Origin of the sequence: Burkholderia sp. Cy-637 (assembly GCF_011753175.1) — a bacterium.
Classification (GTDB): domain Bacteria; phylum Pseudomonadota; class Gammaproteobacteria; order Burkholderiales; family Burkholderiaceae; genus Burkholderia; species Burkholderia gladioli.
This window is the reverse complement of record NZ_VWWC01000145.1, coordinates 1-17,765: the sequence shown is the minus strand read 5'-3', so window position 1 is coordinate 17,765 and position 17,765 is coordinate 1. Positions and strand designations below refer to the sequence as shown.

General features: G+C 70.7%; 19 protein-coding genes, 2 tRNA genes and 1 pseudogene. 7 read left to right on the top strand and 15 right to left on the bottom strand.

Annotation, left to right across the window (positions count from 1 at the left end; all coding sequences use genetic code 11):
* On the bottom strand, nt 1–201 hold a 201-nt coding region (locus tag F3J10_RS27555), incomplete at its 3' end, for an RNA-binding S4 domain-containing protein (protein ID WP_167243433.1).
* A 350-nt stretch (nt 202–551) separates the two neighbouring features.
* On the opposite strand from F3J10_RS27555, the gene F3J10_RS27550 reads away from it, so the two are divergent.
* Complete coding sequence (locus F3J10_RS27550) at nt 552–995, top strand: hypothetical protein (protein ID WP_155636745.1); 444 nt, start codon at nt 552–554, stop codon at nt 993–995.
* A gap of 131 nt (nt 996–1,126) precedes the next feature.
* Here F3J10_RS27550 and F3J10_RS27545 read toward each other — a convergent pair.
* From F3J10_RS27545 to fdxA, 8 genes and pseudogenes are all read right to left on the bottom strand, one after another.
* A pseudogene (locus F3J10_RS27545) lies at nt 1,127–1,924 on the bottom strand (DUF4088 family protein); the annotation flags it as partial.
* A gap of 199 nt (nt 1,925–2,123) precedes the next feature.
* On the bottom strand, nt 2,124–2,462 hold the full coding sequence (locus F3J10_RS27540; RefSeq protein ID WP_025098986.1) for an AzlD domain-containing protein: 339 nt from the start codon (nt 2,460–2,462) through the stop codon (nt 2,124–2,126).
* Nucleotides 2,459–3,223, bottom strand: coding sequence for an AzlC family ABC transporter permease (locus F3J10_RS27535; RefSeq protein ID WP_036031813.1), 765 nt, complete (start codon nt 3,221–3,223; stop codon nt 2,459–2,461). The genes F3J10_RS27540 and F3J10_RS27535 overlap by 4 nt, the downstream gene beginning before the upstream one ends.
* An 87-nt stretch (nt 3,224–3,310) precedes the next feature.
* Nucleotides 3,311–4,225, bottom strand: coding sequence for an AraC family transcriptional regulator (locus tag F3J10_RS27530; RefSeq protein WP_166912322.1), 915 nt, complete (start codon nt 4,223–4,225; stop codon nt 3,311–3,313).
* A gap of 34 nt (nt 4,226–4,259) precedes the next feature.
* Nucleotides 4,260–4,736 (bottom strand): CreA family protein, encoded by a 477-nt coding sequence (locus tag F3J10_RS27525; RefSeq protein ID WP_047838427.1) that lies wholly within the window; start codon nt 4,734–4,736, stop codon nt 4,260–4,262.
* 182 nt (nt 4,737–4,918) lie between these two features.
* Nucleotides 4,919–4,994: transfer RNA gene (locus tag F3J10_RS27520), tRNA-Asn, on the bottom strand.
* A gap of 59 nt (nt 4,995–5,053) precedes the next feature.
* Nucleotides 5,054–5,129 (bottom strand) — tRNA-Asn (locus F3J10_RS27515).
* A 110-nt stretch (nt 5,130–5,239) separates the two neighbouring features.
* On the bottom strand, nt 5,240–5,563 hold the full coding sequence (fdxA, locus tag F3J10_RS27510) for a ferredoxin FdxA (RefSeq protein WP_025098982.1): 324 nt from the start codon (nt 5,561–5,563) through the stop codon (nt 5,240–5,242).
* Between the two features lie 305 nt (nt 5,564–5,868).
* On the opposite strand from fdxA, the gene pncB reads away from it, so the two are divergent.
* The 5 genes from pncB to rmuC all read left to right on the top strand — a co-directional run bounded on the left by pncB (nt 5,869) and on the right by rmuC (nt 11,934).
* A complete protein-coding gene (gene pncB, locus F3J10_RS27505) occupies nt 5,869–7,068 on the top strand; it encodes a nicotinate phosphoribosyltransferase (RefSeq protein ID WP_166912320.1) in 1,200 nt (399 codons plus the stop codon).
* Nucleotides 7,069–7,176: 108 nt separating this feature from the next.
* Nucleotides 7,177–7,848, top strand: coding sequence for a lactate utilization protein C (locus tag F3J10_RS27500; protein ID WP_013697056.1), 672 nt, complete (start codon nt 7,177–7,179; stop codon nt 7,846–7,848).
* Nucleotides 7,849–8,006: 158 nt separating this feature from the next.
* Nucleotides 8,007–9,410, top strand: a complete 1,404-nt coding sequence (locus tag F3J10_RS27495; protein WP_166912333.1) for a sodium:proton antiporter — start codon at nt 8,007–8,009, stop codon at nt 9,408–9,410.
* A 68-nt stretch (nt 9,411–9,478) separates the two neighbouring features.
* Nucleotides 9,479–10,468: a D-glycerate dehydrogenase gene (locus F3J10_RS27490; RefSeq protein ID WP_025098978.1), complete on the top strand. Its 990-nt coding sequence runs from the start codon at nt 9,479–9,481 to the stop codon at nt 10,466–10,468.
* The gene (rmuC, locus tag F3J10_RS27485; protein ID WP_060002221.1) at nt 10,465–11,934 is read left to right on the top strand and encodes a DNA recombination protein RmuC; all 1,470 of its coding nucleotides are present in this window, start codon (nt 10,465–10,467) and stop codon (nt 11,932–11,934) included. Before F3J10_RS27490 ends, rmuC begins: the two co-directional genes overlap by 4 nt.
* Nucleotides 11,935–11,985: 51 nt before the next feature.
* Here the strand turns inward: rmuC and F3J10_RS27480 are convergent, their stop codons facing one another.
* The 6 genes from F3J10_RS27480 to F3J10_RS36690 form a co-directional block, all read right to left on the bottom strand.
* Nucleotides 11,986–12,480, bottom strand: coding sequence for a GNAT family N-acetyltransferase (locus F3J10_RS27480; RefSeq protein ID WP_025098976.1), 495 nt, complete (start codon nt 12,478–12,480; stop codon nt 11,986–11,988).
* Nucleotides 12,477–12,752: a hypothetical protein gene (locus F3J10_RS27475; protein WP_013697061.1), complete on the bottom strand. Its 276-nt coding sequence runs from the start codon at nt 12,750–12,752 to the stop codon at nt 12,477–12,479. The genes F3J10_RS27480 and F3J10_RS27475 overlap by 4 nt, the downstream gene beginning before the upstream one ends.
* 37 nt (nt 12,753–12,789) lie before the next feature.
* Nucleotides 12,790–14,088 (bottom strand): gephyrin-like molybdotransferase Glp, encoded by a 1,299-nt coding sequence (gene glp, locus F3J10_RS27470; protein ID WP_167243432.1) that lies wholly within the window; start codon nt 14,086–14,088, stop codon nt 12,790–12,792.
* A gap of 109 nt (nt 14,089–14,197) precedes the next feature.
* Nucleotides 14,198–14,848, bottom strand: coding sequence for a molybdenum cofactor guanylyltransferase MobA (gene mobA / locus F3J10_RS27465; protein WP_275691712.1), 651 nt, complete (start codon nt 14,846–14,848; stop codon nt 14,198–14,200).
* A 35-nt stretch (nt 14,849–14,883) separates the two neighbouring features.
* Complete coding sequence (gene moaA / locus F3J10_RS27460; protein ID WP_167243431.1) at nt 14,884–15,996, bottom strand: GTP 3',8-cyclase MoaA; 1,113 nt, start codon at nt 15,994–15,996, stop codon at nt 14,884–14,886.
* Nucleotides 15,997–16,249: 253 nt separating this feature from the next.
* Nucleotides 16,250–17,107 carry a hypothetical protein gene (locus tag F3J10_RS36690; protein ID WP_205200495.1) on the bottom strand — a complete coding sequence of 286 codons (858 nt, stop codon included), beginning with the start codon at nt 17,105–17,107 and terminating at the stop codon, nt 16,250–16,252.
* Here F3J10_RS36690 and F3J10_RS36685 point away from each other — a divergent pair.
* On the top strand, nt 17,090–17,765 hold a 676-nt coding region (locus F3J10_RS36685; RefSeq protein ID WP_205200494.1), incomplete at its 3' end, for a hypothetical protein. The two genes, F3J10_RS36690 and F3J10_RS36685, sit on opposite strands and share 18 nt — an antisense overlap.

Here is a 17,765-nt window from a genome sequence, read left to right as displayed (position 1 = left end):
GATGCGCGTGTCCTGGAACAGCACCACCTGGCCCGCGCGGATCTTGCAGGTCTTGCGCAGCTCGACGGCGCCGTCCACGCGCACCGCGCCCGAGGCGACCAGCACCTTGGCGGAGCCGCCGCTGTCGGCCACGCCGGTGATCTTGAGCAGGTTGTGCAGTTCGACGTAATCGCCGGTCAGGGTGAAATCGAGGTTGGGCATCGTTCGGGGCGCCGATGACGCGCCCATGTAAAAAAGCAAGGCTCGCATCATAAGCCAGCGCGCCGGCGGCGGCGAGCGCCTTGCGCGGCGGTGCGCGCGCGACGGGCACGTTCGCTGCGTCATGCAGATCGCGCAAACCCCGGCGCGACCTGCCGTTGCCGCTTTCGCGCCCGCCACTGTAAGCAGATGTGGACGAGCCGCAAGCAAATGAAACGGTGGGTAACAGTCGGGGCTCGCGGCGAACCGGCTGTCGTGAGGGCCGGTCTTTCCTGAAGCCTGCCGCATGTCGCGGCAAGGCGGCGCGGCCGGGTTCGAAGCCGCGTCGAACACTTTCCCCGAGGAGAAATCTCATGTCCAGGATTCGCAAGATGCTGATGGGTGCCGCGCTGGTGACGACCACCGTGTTCGCGGCGACTTCCGCGATGGCGCAGGCCGGCGGCGGTGGCGCGGCCGGTGGAGCGGGGGGCGGCGGCGGCGCTGCTGCTGGGGGTGCCGGCGGCGGTGCGGCGGGCGGTGGTGGAATGGGCGGCGGCTCGCAAGGCGCCAATTCCGGCGGCCAGACGGGCGGCACCGATGCGGCGCCGACCGCACCGGGTAATGGCTCGACCAACGGCATGAGCGGCATGAACGGCAAGGGCAGCACCGGCATGCATCACTCGACGAAGTCGCACTCGAAGACGCGCGCCAACAGTTCCGCGCACGGCGCGAATTCGAAGGCGGGCGACGCGGTGAACGGCAATACCAGCGGCATGTCGCCGGCCGGTAACGGCAGCCCGGGCTCGGGCGGCCAGTAAGCCTCGCCGATTAGGCCGCTTGTAGCCTGCTTGCAGGTCGTTTGCAGGCCGCTTGCGGCGCGGGCCGGGAGCCGTCTGGAACGGGTTCCGGCTCGTTGTCGTGGCGGCGGGCGCGGCGCGCCCGCTCTCGCCTATGGCCGCTGCTGCGGCTGGCGCGGCGGGTTCTGCGTGGCCGGCGCCTTGGGCGGCGTGGCCACCATGAAGATGCCGCGCAGCCAGGCGGCCAGCCGCGAGAACACGTCGTAGGGCTCCTCGACGAAGATCTCCGGCTTGAGCAGCCGCAGGTATTCCATGATCTGCTGGGCTTCCTGCTTCTGGAACGAACCATGCGCGAGCCCGAGCCGCAGCAGGCCGCGCAGCTCGCCGAGCTTCTCGCGCGCGGTGCTGCCCACGCTCATCTCGCAGGCCAGCTTGGCCTCGTAGACGCGCTGGCGCAGCGATTCCGCGAGCCGCCAGGCTGGCGTCTGCATGCGCTCCTCGAGGGTCTGGATGTCGTGCACCGCCGACTTGATCTGGCCTGCGAGCGGGTCGACCAGGGCGGCGTCGCCCTGCGCCTCCGAGACGATCGCGGCGGCCCAGTCGTGGCAGGCCTTGGCCAGTTCCTCGGGGGTCCATTCGCTGCGCGAGGCGAAACCGAAGCCGAAGGTTTCGGCCTGGCGCATCAGGATCTCGACGACGTTCGGGAATTCCTTGTCCAGCGTGCGCTTGGCCCAGGCGTACTGGCCGCCCTGCAGCATGCGCTGCACGGCGTGCTCGGTCAGCGGCACCATGTTGTCGAGCAGCTTGGCGCGCAGGAAGTCCTCGAAGGACGGGGTCGCGAACTGCGGATCGAGTTTCAGCGAGACACGCACGAACGCGTCGAAGTCCTTGCGTAGCGACGCAATGGTGTCGTCCTTGATCGACAGCGTGATGTGGCCCATGAATCTCTCGGTACGCGGTGGCTGCCGGCGCCGAGTGGGCGCCGGCATGCGCCGTTCGTGCCGGCGGGGCGTTCGCGCGTGCGGCTGCCCCGGCTGCGTCGCGATCGGCGCCAGGAGGGTTTTCCTCCTATATCGGCAGCGGGCGGGGAAACTTGAGGCCGCGCCGGCCGGCGCGGCAGGTACCGGCGCTGGCGCCAGCGCGGCGCGCTCAGGCCGGCAGCCAGCGCGGGATCACCAGGCCCTGCCAGGCGAAGAACACCGCGAGCCCGACCGCGATCGTCAGCAAGGGCCGGCGCGTGGCGGCCGAGACGATCACGGCGGCGACGCCGCCGACCAGTTGCGGATTGCGCAGCGAGAGTTCCAGTCCGCCGCCGTGCGGCGCGAGGGTCATCGGCACCACGATCGCGGTCAGCACCGTGACCGGCACGAAGCCGAGCGCGGTGCGCACCAGCGGCGCAAACACCAGCCGTTCGCCGAACAGGAACAGCGTGGTACGGATCGCGTAGGTGACGGCGGCCATGCCGAGCAGGATCAGCAGGTAGTTCACGAGGCGGCCTCCACGCGGCGGCGCGCACGTCCGTGGTCGCGCAGCGAGAGCGCGACGCCCACCGCCACGCCCGCCACCACGGCGGCCAGCAGGCCGAGCTTGTAGGGCAGCGCGTGGCAGAGCTGGGCCACCACGCCGGCGGTGACGGCCGCGGCCAGGTAGCGCAAGGCAGCCAACTGCGGCACCACGATCGCGATGAAGGTCGCGGCCATCGCGAAATCGAGCCCGAGCGCCTGCAGGCCCGGGAAGGCCGCGCCGAACAGCAAACCGACCAGGGTCCAGGCCTGCCAGTTCAGGTACATCGCCAGGCCCGAACCGAAGAAGTAATGCGGGCCGAGTTCGCCGGGGCGCGTGTGGCGGTAGCGCGCGTAGGCGACCGCGAACACCTCGTCGGTCATCAGCGCGCCGAGCGTGGCGCGCCAGCGCAGCGGCAGATGGGCGACATAGGGCGCGAGCGTGGCCGAATAGAGCAGGTGGCGCAGGTTCACCACCAGGGTGGTGGCGATCACCACCAGCGCGCCGGCGCCGCCCGCCAGCAGGCCGGCCGCGATGAACTGCGCGGAGCCGGCGAACACCACCAGCGACATCAGCTCGCCATGCCACCAGGCCAGCGGCCCGGCCGTCACGAGCGTGCCGAAGATCACGCCGAAGGGCGCGGCGCCGACCATCATCGGAAAGGTGTCGCGCGCGCCATCGGCGAATTCGCGCAGCGGGCGCCGCGTGGCGGGGGAATCGAGCGGGCTGGGATGGGACGGGTTCAACGGGAAATCCTCCTGGAGCGCCGAGCATAACGGGGCGCCGCAGGCGGGTCTTGTACGTTCTTGCGCGACGAAAGGGCGGGGCCCCGGCTAGCTGCGCTCGCCCTGCCAGCGGCCCGGCGGCACGCCGAACATCCGCTTGAAGTGGCGCGTGAAATGGCTCTGGTCGACGAAGCCGCTGGCGGCCGCGACCTGCGCGACGGCCACACCCGCGCGCAGCGGCGCGAGCGCGCGCTGCAACCGCAGCTGGTTGCGCCAGGCATGCGGCGCCATGCCGGTGCTGCGCGTGAACAGGCGCGCCGCGTGGAACGGCGACAGGCCGGCCGCCTGCGCCACCTCGGCGAGCGTGGCGGGGCCCAGCAGGTCGGCGGCGAGCCGCTCGCGCATGCGTGCCACGCGCGGTTCGTCCGCAGCCGGCGCACCGGCGCGGGGCCGGCTCAGCGCATGACGCACCAGCAGGGTCGAGAGCGCGTCGAGCAGGGCCGTTTCGGCGGCCAGCGGATCGGCGCCGCCGGATGCGAAGGGCGCGGCAGCGAGTGCCACGTCGGCCAGTTCGCCGTCATGGTCGTGAGCTTCGGTGGCGACGCCGCCGGCCTCGAGCAGCCGGTGCGCGATCACCAGGCGTCGCGCGCAGTCGGCGTCGTGGATCGCATCGTCGGGAAACCAGGGTTCGGGCTGCGGCGAGCCGGCGATCTCGTCGGCCAGCGCGCGCAGGAACGCGACCGGCACGTAGGAGACGCGATAGCGCCAGCCATCCTCGGTGGCGCGCGAGCCGGTATGCACTTCGCCGGGATTGATGATCGGCACGCTGCCGGTATCGGCCAGGCGCCGGCCGCCGCGGTAGGCATAACGCTCGGCGCCGCTCTCGATCACCGGCACGGTGTAGGCCTCGTGCCAGTGCGGCGCGAAACGGTGCTCGCGGTAGCTGGCCGTGACGAGATCGGCATCCGGCAGCAGGGGCGTGCGCCAGTAGCGGGCGGCATCGGGGAGGCGGGCGGAGCGCATCGCGAGGCGGGCGTGAGGATCGGGCCGCGCGGCCTTACTTGAGCGGGATCGGCGTGCCCGCGGGCACCGGCACGGCCGTGACGCTGTTCTTCGCGCTGCCGCTGGCGATCCGGTCGCTGTAGGTCAGGTAGACCAGGGTATTGCGCTTCTTGTCGACCACCCGCACCACGTGCAGGGTCTTGAACACGAAGGACAGGCGCTCGCTGAACACGTCGGTCTGCTGCTTGAGCGGCTGCGTGAAGCCGATCGTGCCCACCTGGCGGCAGGCGATCGAGGCCTCGGTCGGATCCTCGGCCAGGCCCAGGTTGCCCTTGATGCCGCCGGTGCGGGCGCGCGAGACATAGCAGGTCACGCCTTGCACCAGCGGGTCGTCGTAGGCTTCGACGACCACGCGATCGGACCCGGTCAGGCGGAAGTTGGTGTTGACGCTGGCGACTTCCTCGGCGTGCGCGGACACGGGAAGCAGCGGCGCGGCCAGGCAGGCGGCGACGGCAAGGGCGAGACGATTCATGGGCGATGGCCAGGGCAGGAGCGAGGAAGACGACTCTAGCACGGCCGGCACGGGCCAATCGCGCCTCGCGATTCGGGCGCCGGAGGCTGAATCGCGCGGGGAGGGTGAGGTTGCGACGAGGGGAGGAGCGAGCCGGCGCCGAAAAGCAAAAAGGCCCGTCGCATGACGGGCCTTTCGCTGTCTGGCTCCCCGACCTGGGCTCGAACCAGGGACCTACGGATTAACAGTCCGGCGCTCTACCGACTGAGCTATCGGGGAATAAATCGGTACTGCGTTTGTTCGTTGTCGACGCGCCTGAAACGACGTGCCAGCATTCTTGGCTCCCCGACCTGGGCTCGAACCAGGGACCTACGGATTAACAGTCCGGCGCTCTACCGACTGAGCTATCGGGGAACAAACAGCAGAGAAACGAGATTCTATGGGGCTATGACGAGGGTGTCAAGCCTTTGCGCGAATTTTCTGCGGAAACGGCGAGCCGGCAGTAGCGGGCCCGCCGGGGGCGATCAGCGCTCGAGCAGGTGCAGCTTGTCCTGCACGTCCTTCCATTCGTCGGCGTCGCCGGGAGCGGGCTTGGTCTTGGTGATCGACGGCCACGCCTTGGCCAGCTCGGCATTGAGCGGCGTGAATTGCTGCTGGTCGCCGGGAACGTCTTCCTCGGCATAGATCGCATTGGTCGGGCACTCGGCCACGCACACGGCGCAGTCGATGCATTCGTCCGGGTCGATCGCGAGAAAATTGGGACCTTCACGGAAGCAATCCACCGGGCACACATCGACGCAATCGGTGTACTTGCACTTGATGCAGCCTTCGGTCACAACGTGAGTCATTCAAAACGCTCCTGCTTGGCGATTATCTGTGTGGGGTAGGCTTTGCGCCAAATGCGGCATTGTAACTGATGAGGAAAACCCGCATCCAGCAGCCCGCAGCCGGTCTTATATTGTTTCGTGATTAGTTTATGTCGATGACGCGACACGTCCCCGAGGCCCGGGACGGCAGGCGGCGGCGAGCATGGTCGGTCCCGCATTCGGGTAACATGCGGCAGGCAGACGGGGCGGCGCGCCGACGCGGGTAGCCGGCTCGGTCTCGTCCGATCCCGCGATTTTGCTGAAGCTGCCCCCGGCGGCACCGAATCATGATCATTACTTCGCTGCTCGACACCGACCTGTACAAGTTCACGATGATGCAGGTGGTGCTGCATCACTTCCCGGCCGCCAACGTGGAATACCGGTTCCGCTGCCGGACTCCCGGCGTCGACCTGGTTCCCTATATCGACGAGATCCGGGACGAGGTGCGCGGCCTGTGCCATCTGCGCTTCACCGAGGTCGAGCTCGACTACCTGCGCCAGATGCGCTTCATCAAGGGCGACTTCGTCGAATTCCTGGCGCTGTTCCATCTCAACGAGAAGTACATCGAGATCTCGCCCTCGCCCAAGGGCAACGGCGAGATCGACATCGCGATCCGCGGCCCCTGGCTGCATACGATCCTGTTCGAGATCCCGGTGCTGGCGATCGTCAACGAGGTCTATTTCCGCAACACGCAGAGCGAGCCCGACTACGGCGAGGGCCGCGAGCGGCTGCGCGAGAAGATGAAGCTGCTCGGCGCGAAGCCCGAGTTCGCCGACTGCAAGATCGCCGACTACGGCACGCGCCGCCGCTTCTCGAAGGTCTGGCACGAGGAGGTGGCGCTGACGCTGCGCGACGGGCTGGGCGCGCAGTTCGCCGGCACCAGCAACGTCTATTACGCGATGAAGCACGGCATCACGCCGCTCGGCACCATGGCGCACGAGTACCTGCAGGCCTGCCAGGCGCTCGGCCCGCGGCTGCGCGATTCGCAGATCTACGGCCTGGAGATGTGGGCAAAGGAATATCGCGGCGATCTCGGCATCGCGCTGTCCGACGTCTACGGCATGGACGCCTTCCTGCGCGACTTCGACATGTACTTCTGCAAGCTGTTCGACGGCGCGCGCCACGATTCGGGCGACCCATTCGAATGGGGCGAGCGCATGCTGAGCCACTACGAGGCGAACCGCTGCGACCCGCGCACCAAGGTGCTGGTGTTCTCGGACGCGCTCGACATCCCGAAGGTGCTGCAGCTCTACGAGCGGTTCCGCGATCGCTGCCGGCTCGCCTTCGGCGTCGGCACCAACCTGACCAACGACCTCGGCTACCGGCCGCTGCAGATCGTCATCAAGATGGTCCGCTGCAACGGCCAGCCGGTCGCCAAGCTGTCCGATTCGCCGGGCAAGAGCATGTGCGACGACAAGGCCTACCTGGCCTATCTGCGCCAGGTGTTCGGGATCGCCCAGCCGACCGAGGAAGAGGCCGGCAAGTAGGCGCACGGCAGGTCGGGCGACGCCGGGCCGGGCGGCCCGGCATGATTCGGCGCGACGGGGCGCCGCTATAATCGGCGCTTGCCACCGCCACGCTCACGAGGATCGCCCATGGACACGTCGGCCGCCCGCCGCAACATCTTCGCGCGCATCCGCGCCGCCCAGGGACGCCCGGCCGAACCCGACGCGCTCGAGCGCGAGCAGGCCGCCGACTACCTCGCGCGTCATCCGGCCGGCCCGCGCCCGCCGATGCCGGACGATGCCGCCGGATTGCTCGCGCGCTTCACCGAGGAAGCCGAGCGGATGTCGACCACGGTCGAGGCCGTCGACACGCTCGCCGAGGTACCGGCCGCCGCGGCGCGCTACCTGCAGGCGCGCTCGCTGGCCGCGCGGGCGATCGCCTGGCGCACCCTGGCCGATATCGACTGGGCCTCGGCCGGCCTCGAGGTCGACTTGCGCAAGCCCGTCGAGGGCGACCTGGTCGGCATCACCGGCTGCTTCTGCGCGAGCGCCGAGACCGGCTCGCTGGTGCTGCTGTCGGGCCCGGATACCTATGCCTCGGCGGCGCTGCTGCCGGAAACCCATCTCGTGGTGGTACCGGCTTCGCGCATCGTCGCCGGCCACGAGGATGCCTTCGCGCTGATCCGCGCCGAACGCGGCGAGCTCCCGCGCGCGGTCAATATCGTATCGGGGCCGTCGCGCACCGGCGATATCGAGCAGACCATCATCCTCGGCGCGCATGGCCCGTATCGCGTGCACGCGATCATCGTGCGCGGCGCATGAGGCTTGCCGCGCGCGTTTCCCATTCCTTTCCCGGTGCCTCGAACCTGCCGCTGGCGGCAGCGAGTGGTCGCCTTCTCGATCCGATGACTTTCCACCGACCCGATTCCTTCGCCGTCCGGGGCGCACCGCGCCGCGTCGCGCCGTGGCTCGCGCTGTTCATGCTGCTGCTGACGGCGGCGCCCGCGCCGGCCTCGGCGGCCACGCTCGACGGCGCCACCTTGTCCGCGCTCTGGGGCCTGCCGTTCGCCGGCATGCTGCTGTCGATCGCGCTGTTCCCGCTGGTGGCGGCCTCGTTCTGGCATCACCACTACGGCAAGATCGCGGCGGCCTGGGCGCTGCTGTTCCTGCTGCCGTTCGCGGCCGTGTTCGGCGCGGCCACCGCCGGCGCCACCCTGGTCCATGCGCTGCTCGAGGAATACATCCCCTTCATCGTGCTGCTGGCCGCGCTCTACACCGTGGCGGGCGGCATCTGCGTGCATGGCGAGCTGCGCGCCTCGCCGGCGCGCAACACCGCGCTGCTCGCGCTGGGCACCGTGCTGGCGAGCCTGATGGGCACCACCGGCGCGGCGATGCTGCTGATCCGGCCGCTGCTGCGCGCCAACGCGGCACGGCCGCGCGTGGTGCACGTGGTGGTGTTCTTCATCTTCCTGGTCGCGAACGCGGGCGGCGCGCTCTCGCCGCTCGGCGATCCGCCGCTGTTCCTCGGTTTCCTGAACGGCGTCGATTTCTTCTGGACCACGGTGCATCTCGCGCTGCCCACGCTGTTCGTCTGCGGCGTGCTGCTGGCGCTGTTCTACGCGCTGGACGCCTGGCGCTTCCGCCGCGACGGCGGCGGCGCCGTCACGCTGCCGCGCGACCCGGCGCTGACCGCCGCGGCCGAGCCGATCCGCATCGACGGCAAGCGCAACTTCGTGCTGCTCGGCGCGATCGTCGCGCTGGTGCTGATGAGCGGCATCTGGAAACCCGGCATCCGCTTCGACGTGTTCGGCACCGAGGTGGCCCTGCAGAACGCCGTGCGCGACCTGGCCCTGGCCGCGCTCGCGCTGCTCTCGCTGGCGATCACGCCGCGCTCGGCGCGCGAGGGCAATGCCTTCGACTGGGCGCCGATCGAGGAGGTCGCCAAGCTGTTCGCCGGCATCTTCGTGACCATCGCGCCGGTGATCGTGATCCTGCGCGCGGGCGCCGACGGCGCCTTCGCGCCGATCGTCCACCTGGTCACGGCGGACAACGGCGAGCCGGTGGTGCCGATGCTGTTCTGGGCCACCGGGCTGCTGTCGTCCTTCCTCGACAACGCGCCGACCTACCTCGTATTCTTCAACCTCGCCGGCGGCGACGCGCCGACCCTGATGACGAGCGGCGCGGCCGCGCTCGCGGCGATCTCGGCCGGCGCGGTGTTCATGGGCGCGAACAGCTATATCGGCAACGCGCCGAACTTCATGGTGAAGGCGATCGCCGAATCGCGCGGGATCCGGATGCCGAGCTTCTTCGCCTATCTGGGCTGGTCGTTCGGCATCCTGGTGCCGGTGTTCGCGCTGGCGACGTGGCTGTTCTTCGCCGGCTGAGCGAGGGTGTCGGGAAGGGTTTCAATACAGGTAGCGCGCCGGTCGCGCGCGCTTGACGGAGGCAGGCAATGCAGAAAATCCTGGTGGCGCGTTCGATCTTTCCGGACGTGATCGAGCGGCTCGAACAGCATTTCGAGGTGGACTGGAACGACGGCGACGCGCTCGCGCCGGAGGCGCTCACGGCGCGCCTGGCCGACAAGGACGGCGCGCTGACCGCGGGCGACCCGATCGGCGCGGCCACGCTGGCGGCCGCGCCGAAGCTGCGGGTGGTGGCCAACATGGCGGTCGGCTACAACAACTTCGACATGGCCGCCTTCAATGCGGCGAACGTGCTCGGCACCAATACGCCGGACGTGCTCAACGAGACCACCGCCGATTTCGGCTGGGCGCTGATGATGGCGACCGCGCGGCGCATCGCCGAATCCGAGCACTGGCTGCGGGCCGGCCAGTGGCGCAAATGGTCGTTCGACAGCTTCCTCGGCGGCGACATCCACGGCGCCACGCTCGGCGTGATCGGCATGGGCCGCATCGGCCAGGCGCTGGCGCGGCGCGCGCGCGGCTTCAACATGCGGGTGGTCTATCACAACCGCTCGCGCGTCGCGCCCGACATCGAGGCCGAACTGAACGCCGAGTACCTGGGCAAGGAGGCACTGCTGCGGCAGGCCGATCACGTGGTGCTGGTGCTGCCCTACACGAAGGACAACCACCACACCATCGGCGCGGCCGAACTCGCGCTGATGAAGCCGAGCGCGACGCTGACCAATATCGCGCGCGGCGGCATCGTCGACGATGCGGCGCTGGCCGAGGCGCTGCGCGAGCGGCGTATCGCGGCGGCCGGCCTCGACGTGTTCGAGGGCGAGCCGAGCGTGCATCCGGCGCTGCTGGAGGTGCCCAACGTGGTGCTCACGCCGCATATCGCCAGCGCCACCGAGGCGACCCGCCGCGCGATGGCGAACCTCGCGGCCGACAACCTGATCGCGGCGCTCGGCGTCGGGCCGCGCGCCGGACGTCCGCCCAATCCGATCAACCCCGACGTGATCGGCAAGGCGCGCGCATGACGATGCCGCTTCTGCTGGGCGCGCTGGTGGTGCTGGCGGTGGCGCTGGTGGTCGCGTTGCTGGTGATCTGGCGCGGCGCGGGCCGCGGCGCCGAGGGCGAGGGCTGGCTCGGCGAGCGGCTCGACGACGTGCAGGATGCCCAGGCGCATGCGATGGAGCGGCTCGAACGTGCGCTGCGCGGCGAGCTCGCCGACAGCGCGCGGGCCTCGCGCGGCGAATTGTCGGGCAGCTTCGCCCAGTTGCAGCAGACCCTGGCCGCGCAGATGACGAGCGTGGCCACCGTGCAGAACCAGCAGATCGACGGCTTCGCGCAGCAGCTCGCCAAGCTGGTCGCCGCGAACACGCAGCAGTTCGAGGCGGTGCGCGAGGGCCTGCAACAGCAGGCGCAGCTCGCGCGCGACGAGCAGGGCGCTTCGCTTCGCCATTTCGGCACGCTGTTGAACCAGCAGCTCGCGCAACTGAGCGAGGCCAACGACCGGCGGCTGGGCGAGGTGCGCGCCACGCTCGAGCAGCGCCTCAAGGAGATCGAGGCCAACAATGCCGTGAAGCTCGAGGAGATGCGCCGCACCGTCGACGAGAAGCTGCATGCCACGCTCGAGCAGCGGCTCGGCGAATCGTTCCGGCTGGTTTCCGAGCGGCTCGAGCAGGTCCATCGCGGGCTCGGCGAGATGCAGACGCTGGCCGCCGGCGTGGGCGACCTGAAGAAGGTGCTGACCAATGTGAAGACGCGCGGCACCTGGGGCGAGGTCCAGCTCGAGGCCCTGCTCGAACAGATGCTGACGCCGGATCAATACGCGAAGAACGTCGCCACGGTGCCGCGGCGCAGCGAGCGCGTCGAGTTCGCGATCCGGCTGCCGGGCCGCGAGCACGATGCGCAGCCGGTCTGGCTGCCGGTCGACGCGAAATTCCCGCGCGAGGACTACGAGCGCCTGATCGATGCGCAGGAGCGTGCCGACGTGGCGGCGGTGGAGGAGGCGGCGCGCGCGCTGGAGCTGCGCATCCGCGCGGAGGCGAAAAGCATCGCGGAGAAATACGTGTCGCCGCCGCACACCACCGATTTCGCCTTGCTGTTCCTGCCGACCGAGGGCCTGTATGCCGAGATCCTGCGGCGGCCCGGGCTGACCGACCAGCTGCAGCGCGACTATCGCGTCACGGTGGCGGGACCGACCACGCTGACGGCCCTGCTCAACAGCCTGCAGATGGGTTTCCGCACGCTCGCCATCGAGCGGCGTTCGAGCGAGGTGTGGCAGGTGCTGGGCGCGGTGAAGACCGAGTTCGGCAAGTTCGGCGAGGTGCTGGCGCGCACCAAGGCGCAACTGGAGACCGTCACGCGCTCGATCGAATCGGCCGAGCAGCGCACGCGGGTGATGAATCGCAAGCTCAAGGATGTCGAGGCGCTGCCCGGCGATCAGGCCGCGGGGCTTCTCGGCGCGGCCTCGGGCGAGGCCGATCCCGACGAGGCCTGAGGTGTCGCCGCCGGGAAGCCGCCCGCCCAGGGACGGCGCACCCGGCGCGGCTTATTCGTCGCCGGGCGCCGGCTGGGCGAGCGTATCGAGCGCCTCGCCCGTGACGCGCACCACGCGCCAGTCGGACAGCACGGTGGCGCCCATCCGTTCGTAGAAATCGATCGCCTGGCGGTTCCAGTCGAGCACGGTCCACTCGAAGCGGCCGCACTTGCGCTCGACCGCGAGCGCCGCCACCGCGCGCAGCAGCCGCGTGCCGAGGCCGGTGCCGCGGCAGGCCGGCTTGACGTAGAGATCCTCCAGATAGAGGCCGCGCTTGCCGACGAAGGTCGAGTAGTTCTGGAAGTAGAGCGCGTAGCCCACCACCTCGTTGTCGAGCGTCGCGACCAGCGCGCCGGCCGCCGGGTTCCGGCCGAACAGCGCGTCGGCGAGATCGGCCTCGGTGGCGACGAACAGGTGCGTGAGCGATTCGAACTGGGCCAGCTCGCGCGTGAGCGCGACGAGATCGGCGACGTCGTCGGGCTGCGCGTCGCGGATCTCGAAGTTCATGCCTCCTCCTGCACGTCCGACAGCACGATCTCGATGCCGCCGAAGCGCGAGGCAACCCAGTTGTAGGCGTGGCAGGCGATCCACAGCAGCACGAAGCCGAGGATCGCGTTCAGCAGCAGGGCGCTGAAGATGGTGCTCAGCTCGACCGAGCCGAAACGCACGAAGGCGACCACGATCCCCAGCAGCACGATCGGCACGCTGAAGGTCAGGTAGACGAGGATCAGCGCCTTGGCCGTCTGCCCTGCCGCGATCGAGGAAATTTGCTTTTTCATAATCGAGTTGCCCCGTAAGTGCTGATAGTGGTGAATCTCAGAGTGCGCCGGCGAACGGGAGGATCTCCACGCTCGCGCCGGCCTCGACGCGGGCCAGCTCCGCGCCGATCACGATGAAGCAGTTCGCGTCGCTGAGGCCCTTCAGCGATGCCGAGCTCTGTGAGTCCGCCGGGCTCACCTGCCAGTTGCCGTCGGCGTCGCGCGAGGCGATCCCGCGCAGGAAATCGGTGCGGCCCGCGCGCGTGTCGATCGCCGCGAGGGTGCGGGCCGGGTAGCGCGGCGCCGGTTCGGGGCGCGCGCCCATCAGTGTCAGCAAGGCGTCGCGCACGATCACCTGGAACGTGGCCGCGACCGCCACCGGATTGCCGGGCAGGCCGAAGAACAGCGCCGCGCGTGCGCCCGGCGCGGCCGGCGCCAGGTGCCCGCAGGCCAACGGGCGTCCCGGGCGCATCGCCAGGCTCGCGAAGCTGATGCGGCCGAGCCGGCCGAGCAGCTCGCGCGTGAAGTCGGCATCGCCGACCGAGACGCCGCCCGAGGTGATCACCACGTCGGCGCGCGCGGCCGCGTCGCTTAGCGCGGCTTCCAGCGCGGCCGGATCGTCGCGCACGATTCCGCCGTCGATCGCCTCGACGCCGAGCGTCGCCAGCATGCCGAACAGCGTCGCGCGGTTGCTGTCGTAGCGGCCGCCCGCGCCGAGCGGCTCGCCCGGCGCGCGCAGTTCGTCGCCGGTCGACAGGCAGGCCACGCGCAGGCGGCGGCGCACCGTCACCTGGCCGATGCCGAGCGAGGCCAGCAGGCCGAGATCGGCGGGCCGCACGATGCGGCCGGCCTCGAGCACGGTCGCGCCGCGCGCCAGATCCTCGCCGGCACGGCGGCAATTGGCGCCCGGCGCGACGGCTTGCGCCTCGAATTTCACCAGCGTGTCGCTCGTGTGTTCCCGCGGGATCACCTTCACGCGTTCCTGCGGGATCACCGTGTCGCAGCCGAGCGGCATCGGCGCGCCGGTCATGATGCGCACGCAGGCACCGGCCGGCGTGCCGCCCGGATGCGGGTGGCCCGCCAGGGCGATGCCGGCCACCGCCAGGCTCAGTTCTCCCTCGTTCGCGGCGGCCAGCGCGGCGCCGTCGAAGGCATAACCGTCCATCGCCGAATTGTCGTAGGCCGGCACGTCGAGCGGCGAGGCGACCGCCTCGGCCAGCACGCGGCCGAGCGCCTCGCCGAGCGCGACCGTTTCCGTTTCCGTCACCGGCACGAGTTCGCGCAGCGCGAGCGCGCGGGCGGCGTCGACGGACAGGATTTCGGGATGGATTTGGGCTGGCGACGAGTGCGTGGTCATGGCTGAAGAGGCGCCGCTAGGCGGATCGGAGTCGCGCCGGTGCGACGGCTGCCGCATCGGCGCAAGGCCTGGGCGGCGATGGGCGGCGGGCGGTCTGGCCGCGCCGGCCTCAGTCCCGTTCTAGGCGGGTCAATTCCTGCAAAGAATTGGCATTGTAAAACGCGCGCTCGTCCTGAAATGGCACTTCGACGGTCTTGTGGCGTGCGTACCACGCGCGCACGCGCCGTTCGCCGGCGGCCAGCGCGGCCTCCAGATCCTCGGCCAGGGCGCGAGGCACCAGGGCGAAGGTGGGCTGTGGATGGCACTGGCCCTGCGCGTCGACCGATACCGCCACCGCGATCTCGGCGGCCTGCGCCTCGCGCGCGGCCTGGAGACGCTCGGCCAGGTCCGCGGCCAGGAATGGCGTGTCGCAGGGCGAACTCAGCACCAGCGGCGTGGGTGCCGCCCGCAAGCCGGCCAGCAGCCCGGCCAGCGGGCCCTCGAAGCCGGGCCGGGCGTCGGCCACCACCTGGGCGCGATAGGGCTGGCCGAGCTCGGCGTAGCGATCGAGATGGCGGTTCGCGCTGATCACCATCGCGCCGACCTGCGGCGCGAGCCGGCGCAGCACGTGCAGCGCGAGCGGCTCGCCGTGCAGCGGCTGCAGGCCCTTGTCGACGCCGCCCATTCGCGAGCCCTGGCCGCCGGCCAGCAGCAGGCCGGTCAGCCCCGCGTGCGGGGCTGCGTCGCGCAGGGGCTGCGTGGCGTGATCGGGGAAGTTCAAGGGGGCGGCTTTCGGGCGTGGCGGCGGCGCGAGGCTCAGCCGCCGATGTAGGACATCTCGACCCGGCGCGCGCCGTCGGCGGCTTGCGCCTCGGCCTGCGCGGTGCCGCGCAGTTGCGAATAGCGGTCGTCGCGGGCCTGCCAGATCCGCGCCACGGCGCTGGCGATCTGCGCGTCGGAGGCGCCGTTGCGCAGCAGGGCGCGCAGGTCGTGCCCCTGGTTGCCGAACAGGCACAGGTAGAGCTTGCCCTCGGTCGACAGGCGCGCGCGCGTGCATTCGCCGCAGAACGCGCGCGTCACGCTGGAAATCAGGCCGATCTCGCCGCCGCCGTCGGCATAGGCCCAGCGCTGCGCGGTCTCGCCCGGCGCGTGGGCCTCGAGCGGCAGCAGCGGGAACTGCGCGTCGATCCGCGACAGCACCTCGGCCGAGGGCAGCACGTCGGTCATGTTCCAGCCGTTCGAGGTGCCGACATCCATGTATTCGATGAAGCGCAGCACCACGCCGGTGTTCCGGAAGCGGCGCGCCATCGGCACGATCTCGGCGTCGTTGGTGCCGCGCTTGACCACCATGTTGACCTTGAGCGGCGCGAGCCCGGCGTCCTGCGCGGCGAAGATGCCTTCCAGCACGTCGGCGCTGGCGAAATCGGCATCGTTCATGCGGCGGAACAGGGTGTCGTCGAGCGCGTCGAGGCTGACCGTGACGCGGGTCAGGCCGGCGTCGCGCAGGCTGCGCGCCTTGCGCGCCAGCAGCGAGCCGTTGGTGGTCAGGGTCAGGTCGAGCGGGCGGCCGTCGACGGTTTCCATCCGCGCCAGCCGCTCGATCAGGAATTCCAGGTTCTTGCGCAGCAGCGGCTCGCCGCCGGTGATGCGGATCTTCTCGACGCCATGCGCCACGAAGATGCGCGCCGTGCGTTCGAGCTCCTCGAGCGAGAGCAGCGCGCTGTGGGGCAGGAACGGGTAGTCCTTGTCGAACACCTCGCGCGGCATGCAGTAGACGCAGCGGAAGTTGCAGCGGTCGGTGACCGAGATGCGCAGGTCCCGCAGCGGGCGCGAGAAGGTGTCGCGCAGCGTGCCGCTCGGCGCGAGCAGGGCGCCGGACAGGTCCGGGATGCCGCTGACATCGGTGACCGGGATGATGCGTCGGGACATGGCGGGGCGGTTCGGGTTCATGGGGACGGACAGGCGTCTATTTTAACGACAAGACGCCGATCGGGCCGGCGCACGGAAACCCGTAGAAAAAGAGCACAGACGCGCACTGTGCGGGAAGCTCGGCCGAGGCTGTACCGGCCGCCACCGGCAGGCATGGGGTGCCGGAAAGCCCGCGCCATGAAAAAACCCGCCCTTGGGAGGGCGGGTTTCGGCGCGGGACGAAGCCCGATGCTGCCTGGCGCGAGATGCTCGCTCAGTGCCGCGAGCCGGTCTCGACCTGTTGCATCGGCGTCGAATCGACCGGCGGCAGGGCCTTGCGCTCGCGCGGGGCACGTGCCTGCGGCACGACCTGGGCGGCGGCTTCCTGGGCGGCGCGGAGCTTGTCGGCATCCGTGTTCACCCAGATCAGGCCGGCGGCATCGAGTGCGGCTTCGACGCCGGCCGCGGCCGGCGCCGGGGCGGCGGCCAGTGCCTGCGGCACCGAGACCGGCTTGGCCGGCTCGGGCTCGACTGCCGCGTGCGGTTCGGCGGTCACGGCCGGAGCCGCTTCCCCCGCGACCGGCGCGGGTTCGACGGCCGGAGCCGGGGCCGGTTCCACCGCGGCGGCAGGCGCCGCTTCGGCGACCGGGGCCGGTTCGACTGCCGGCGCGGGTTCGACCGCCGGTGCTGCTTCCTGGATCGGAGCCGGTTCGGCTTCGGCCGGGCTGGCCTCGACCTGGACCGGCGCGGCATACGCCACGGGCTCGACTGCCGGAGCGGCTTCGACCGGAGCCGGTTCGCTCGCCACCGGTGCCGATTCGACGGCCTGCGGCGCTTCGACCGGAGCCGGCGTGGCGATCACGACCGGTTCGGCTGCCGGGGTGGCATGGGCCACGGGCTCGACCACCGGCGTGGCGACCGGGGCTGCCGGTGCCGCTTCGGCGACCGGCGCTTCCGGCGCCGTTTCCGCTGCGCTCGGGGCGACGGCTTGCGTCGACGCCTCGGCATGCGCGGCGACCGCTTCGACGGCCACTGCGGCGGTAGCGGCGGTCACCGTGGCGACGGCTGCCACGACCGGGGCGTCCGCGCCATGATCGGCCGTTGCGGTGGCCTCATGGTCGACGCCTTCCACGCCTTCCGGCGTGGTGCCGGTGCCTTCCTCGCGATCGCGACGGCCACCACGACGGCCGCGGCGGCGACGGCGGCGTTCCTCGCCGTCACGCGCACCGGCTTCCGCGTCGGTGCCGGCCTGCTCGGCGCCCGGCGCCAGCAGTTCGGCGTCCTCGGCCGTTTCGGCATGGTTTTCACCACGATTGACGGTTTCCAGCGTGGCAGCGTGCGGCACGGCCTTGCGGCGTTCACCGCGTTCACCGCGCTCGCCGCGTTCGCGACGTTCCTGGCGCGGCGCTTCCACCGTGCCTTCTGCCGTCACGGCGCGCTCGCGCGGCTCGCGACCTTCACGTGCCTCGCGGCCTTCCCGCGGTTCGCGGTTGTCGCGTTCGCGCGGCTCACGGCCTTCGCGGTTCTCGCGCGGCTCGCGGGCTTCCCGAAGTTCGCGGCCTTCACGACCCTCGCGGCCTTCGCGTGCCTCGCGCGGTTCGCGGTTGCCACGACCTTCGCGGTTCTCACGCGGCTCCCGCGCTTCCTTGCCTTCGCGCTCGCCACGCGGCTGCTGCGGCTGGCGAGCGCCGGCGACGGCGGCTTGCGCGTCGCGCGCGCCGGCCTGCTGGCCGCCGCGGCGATTGCCGTTGTTGCGATTGCGATCGCCGCCGCGCTCACCGCGCTCGGAC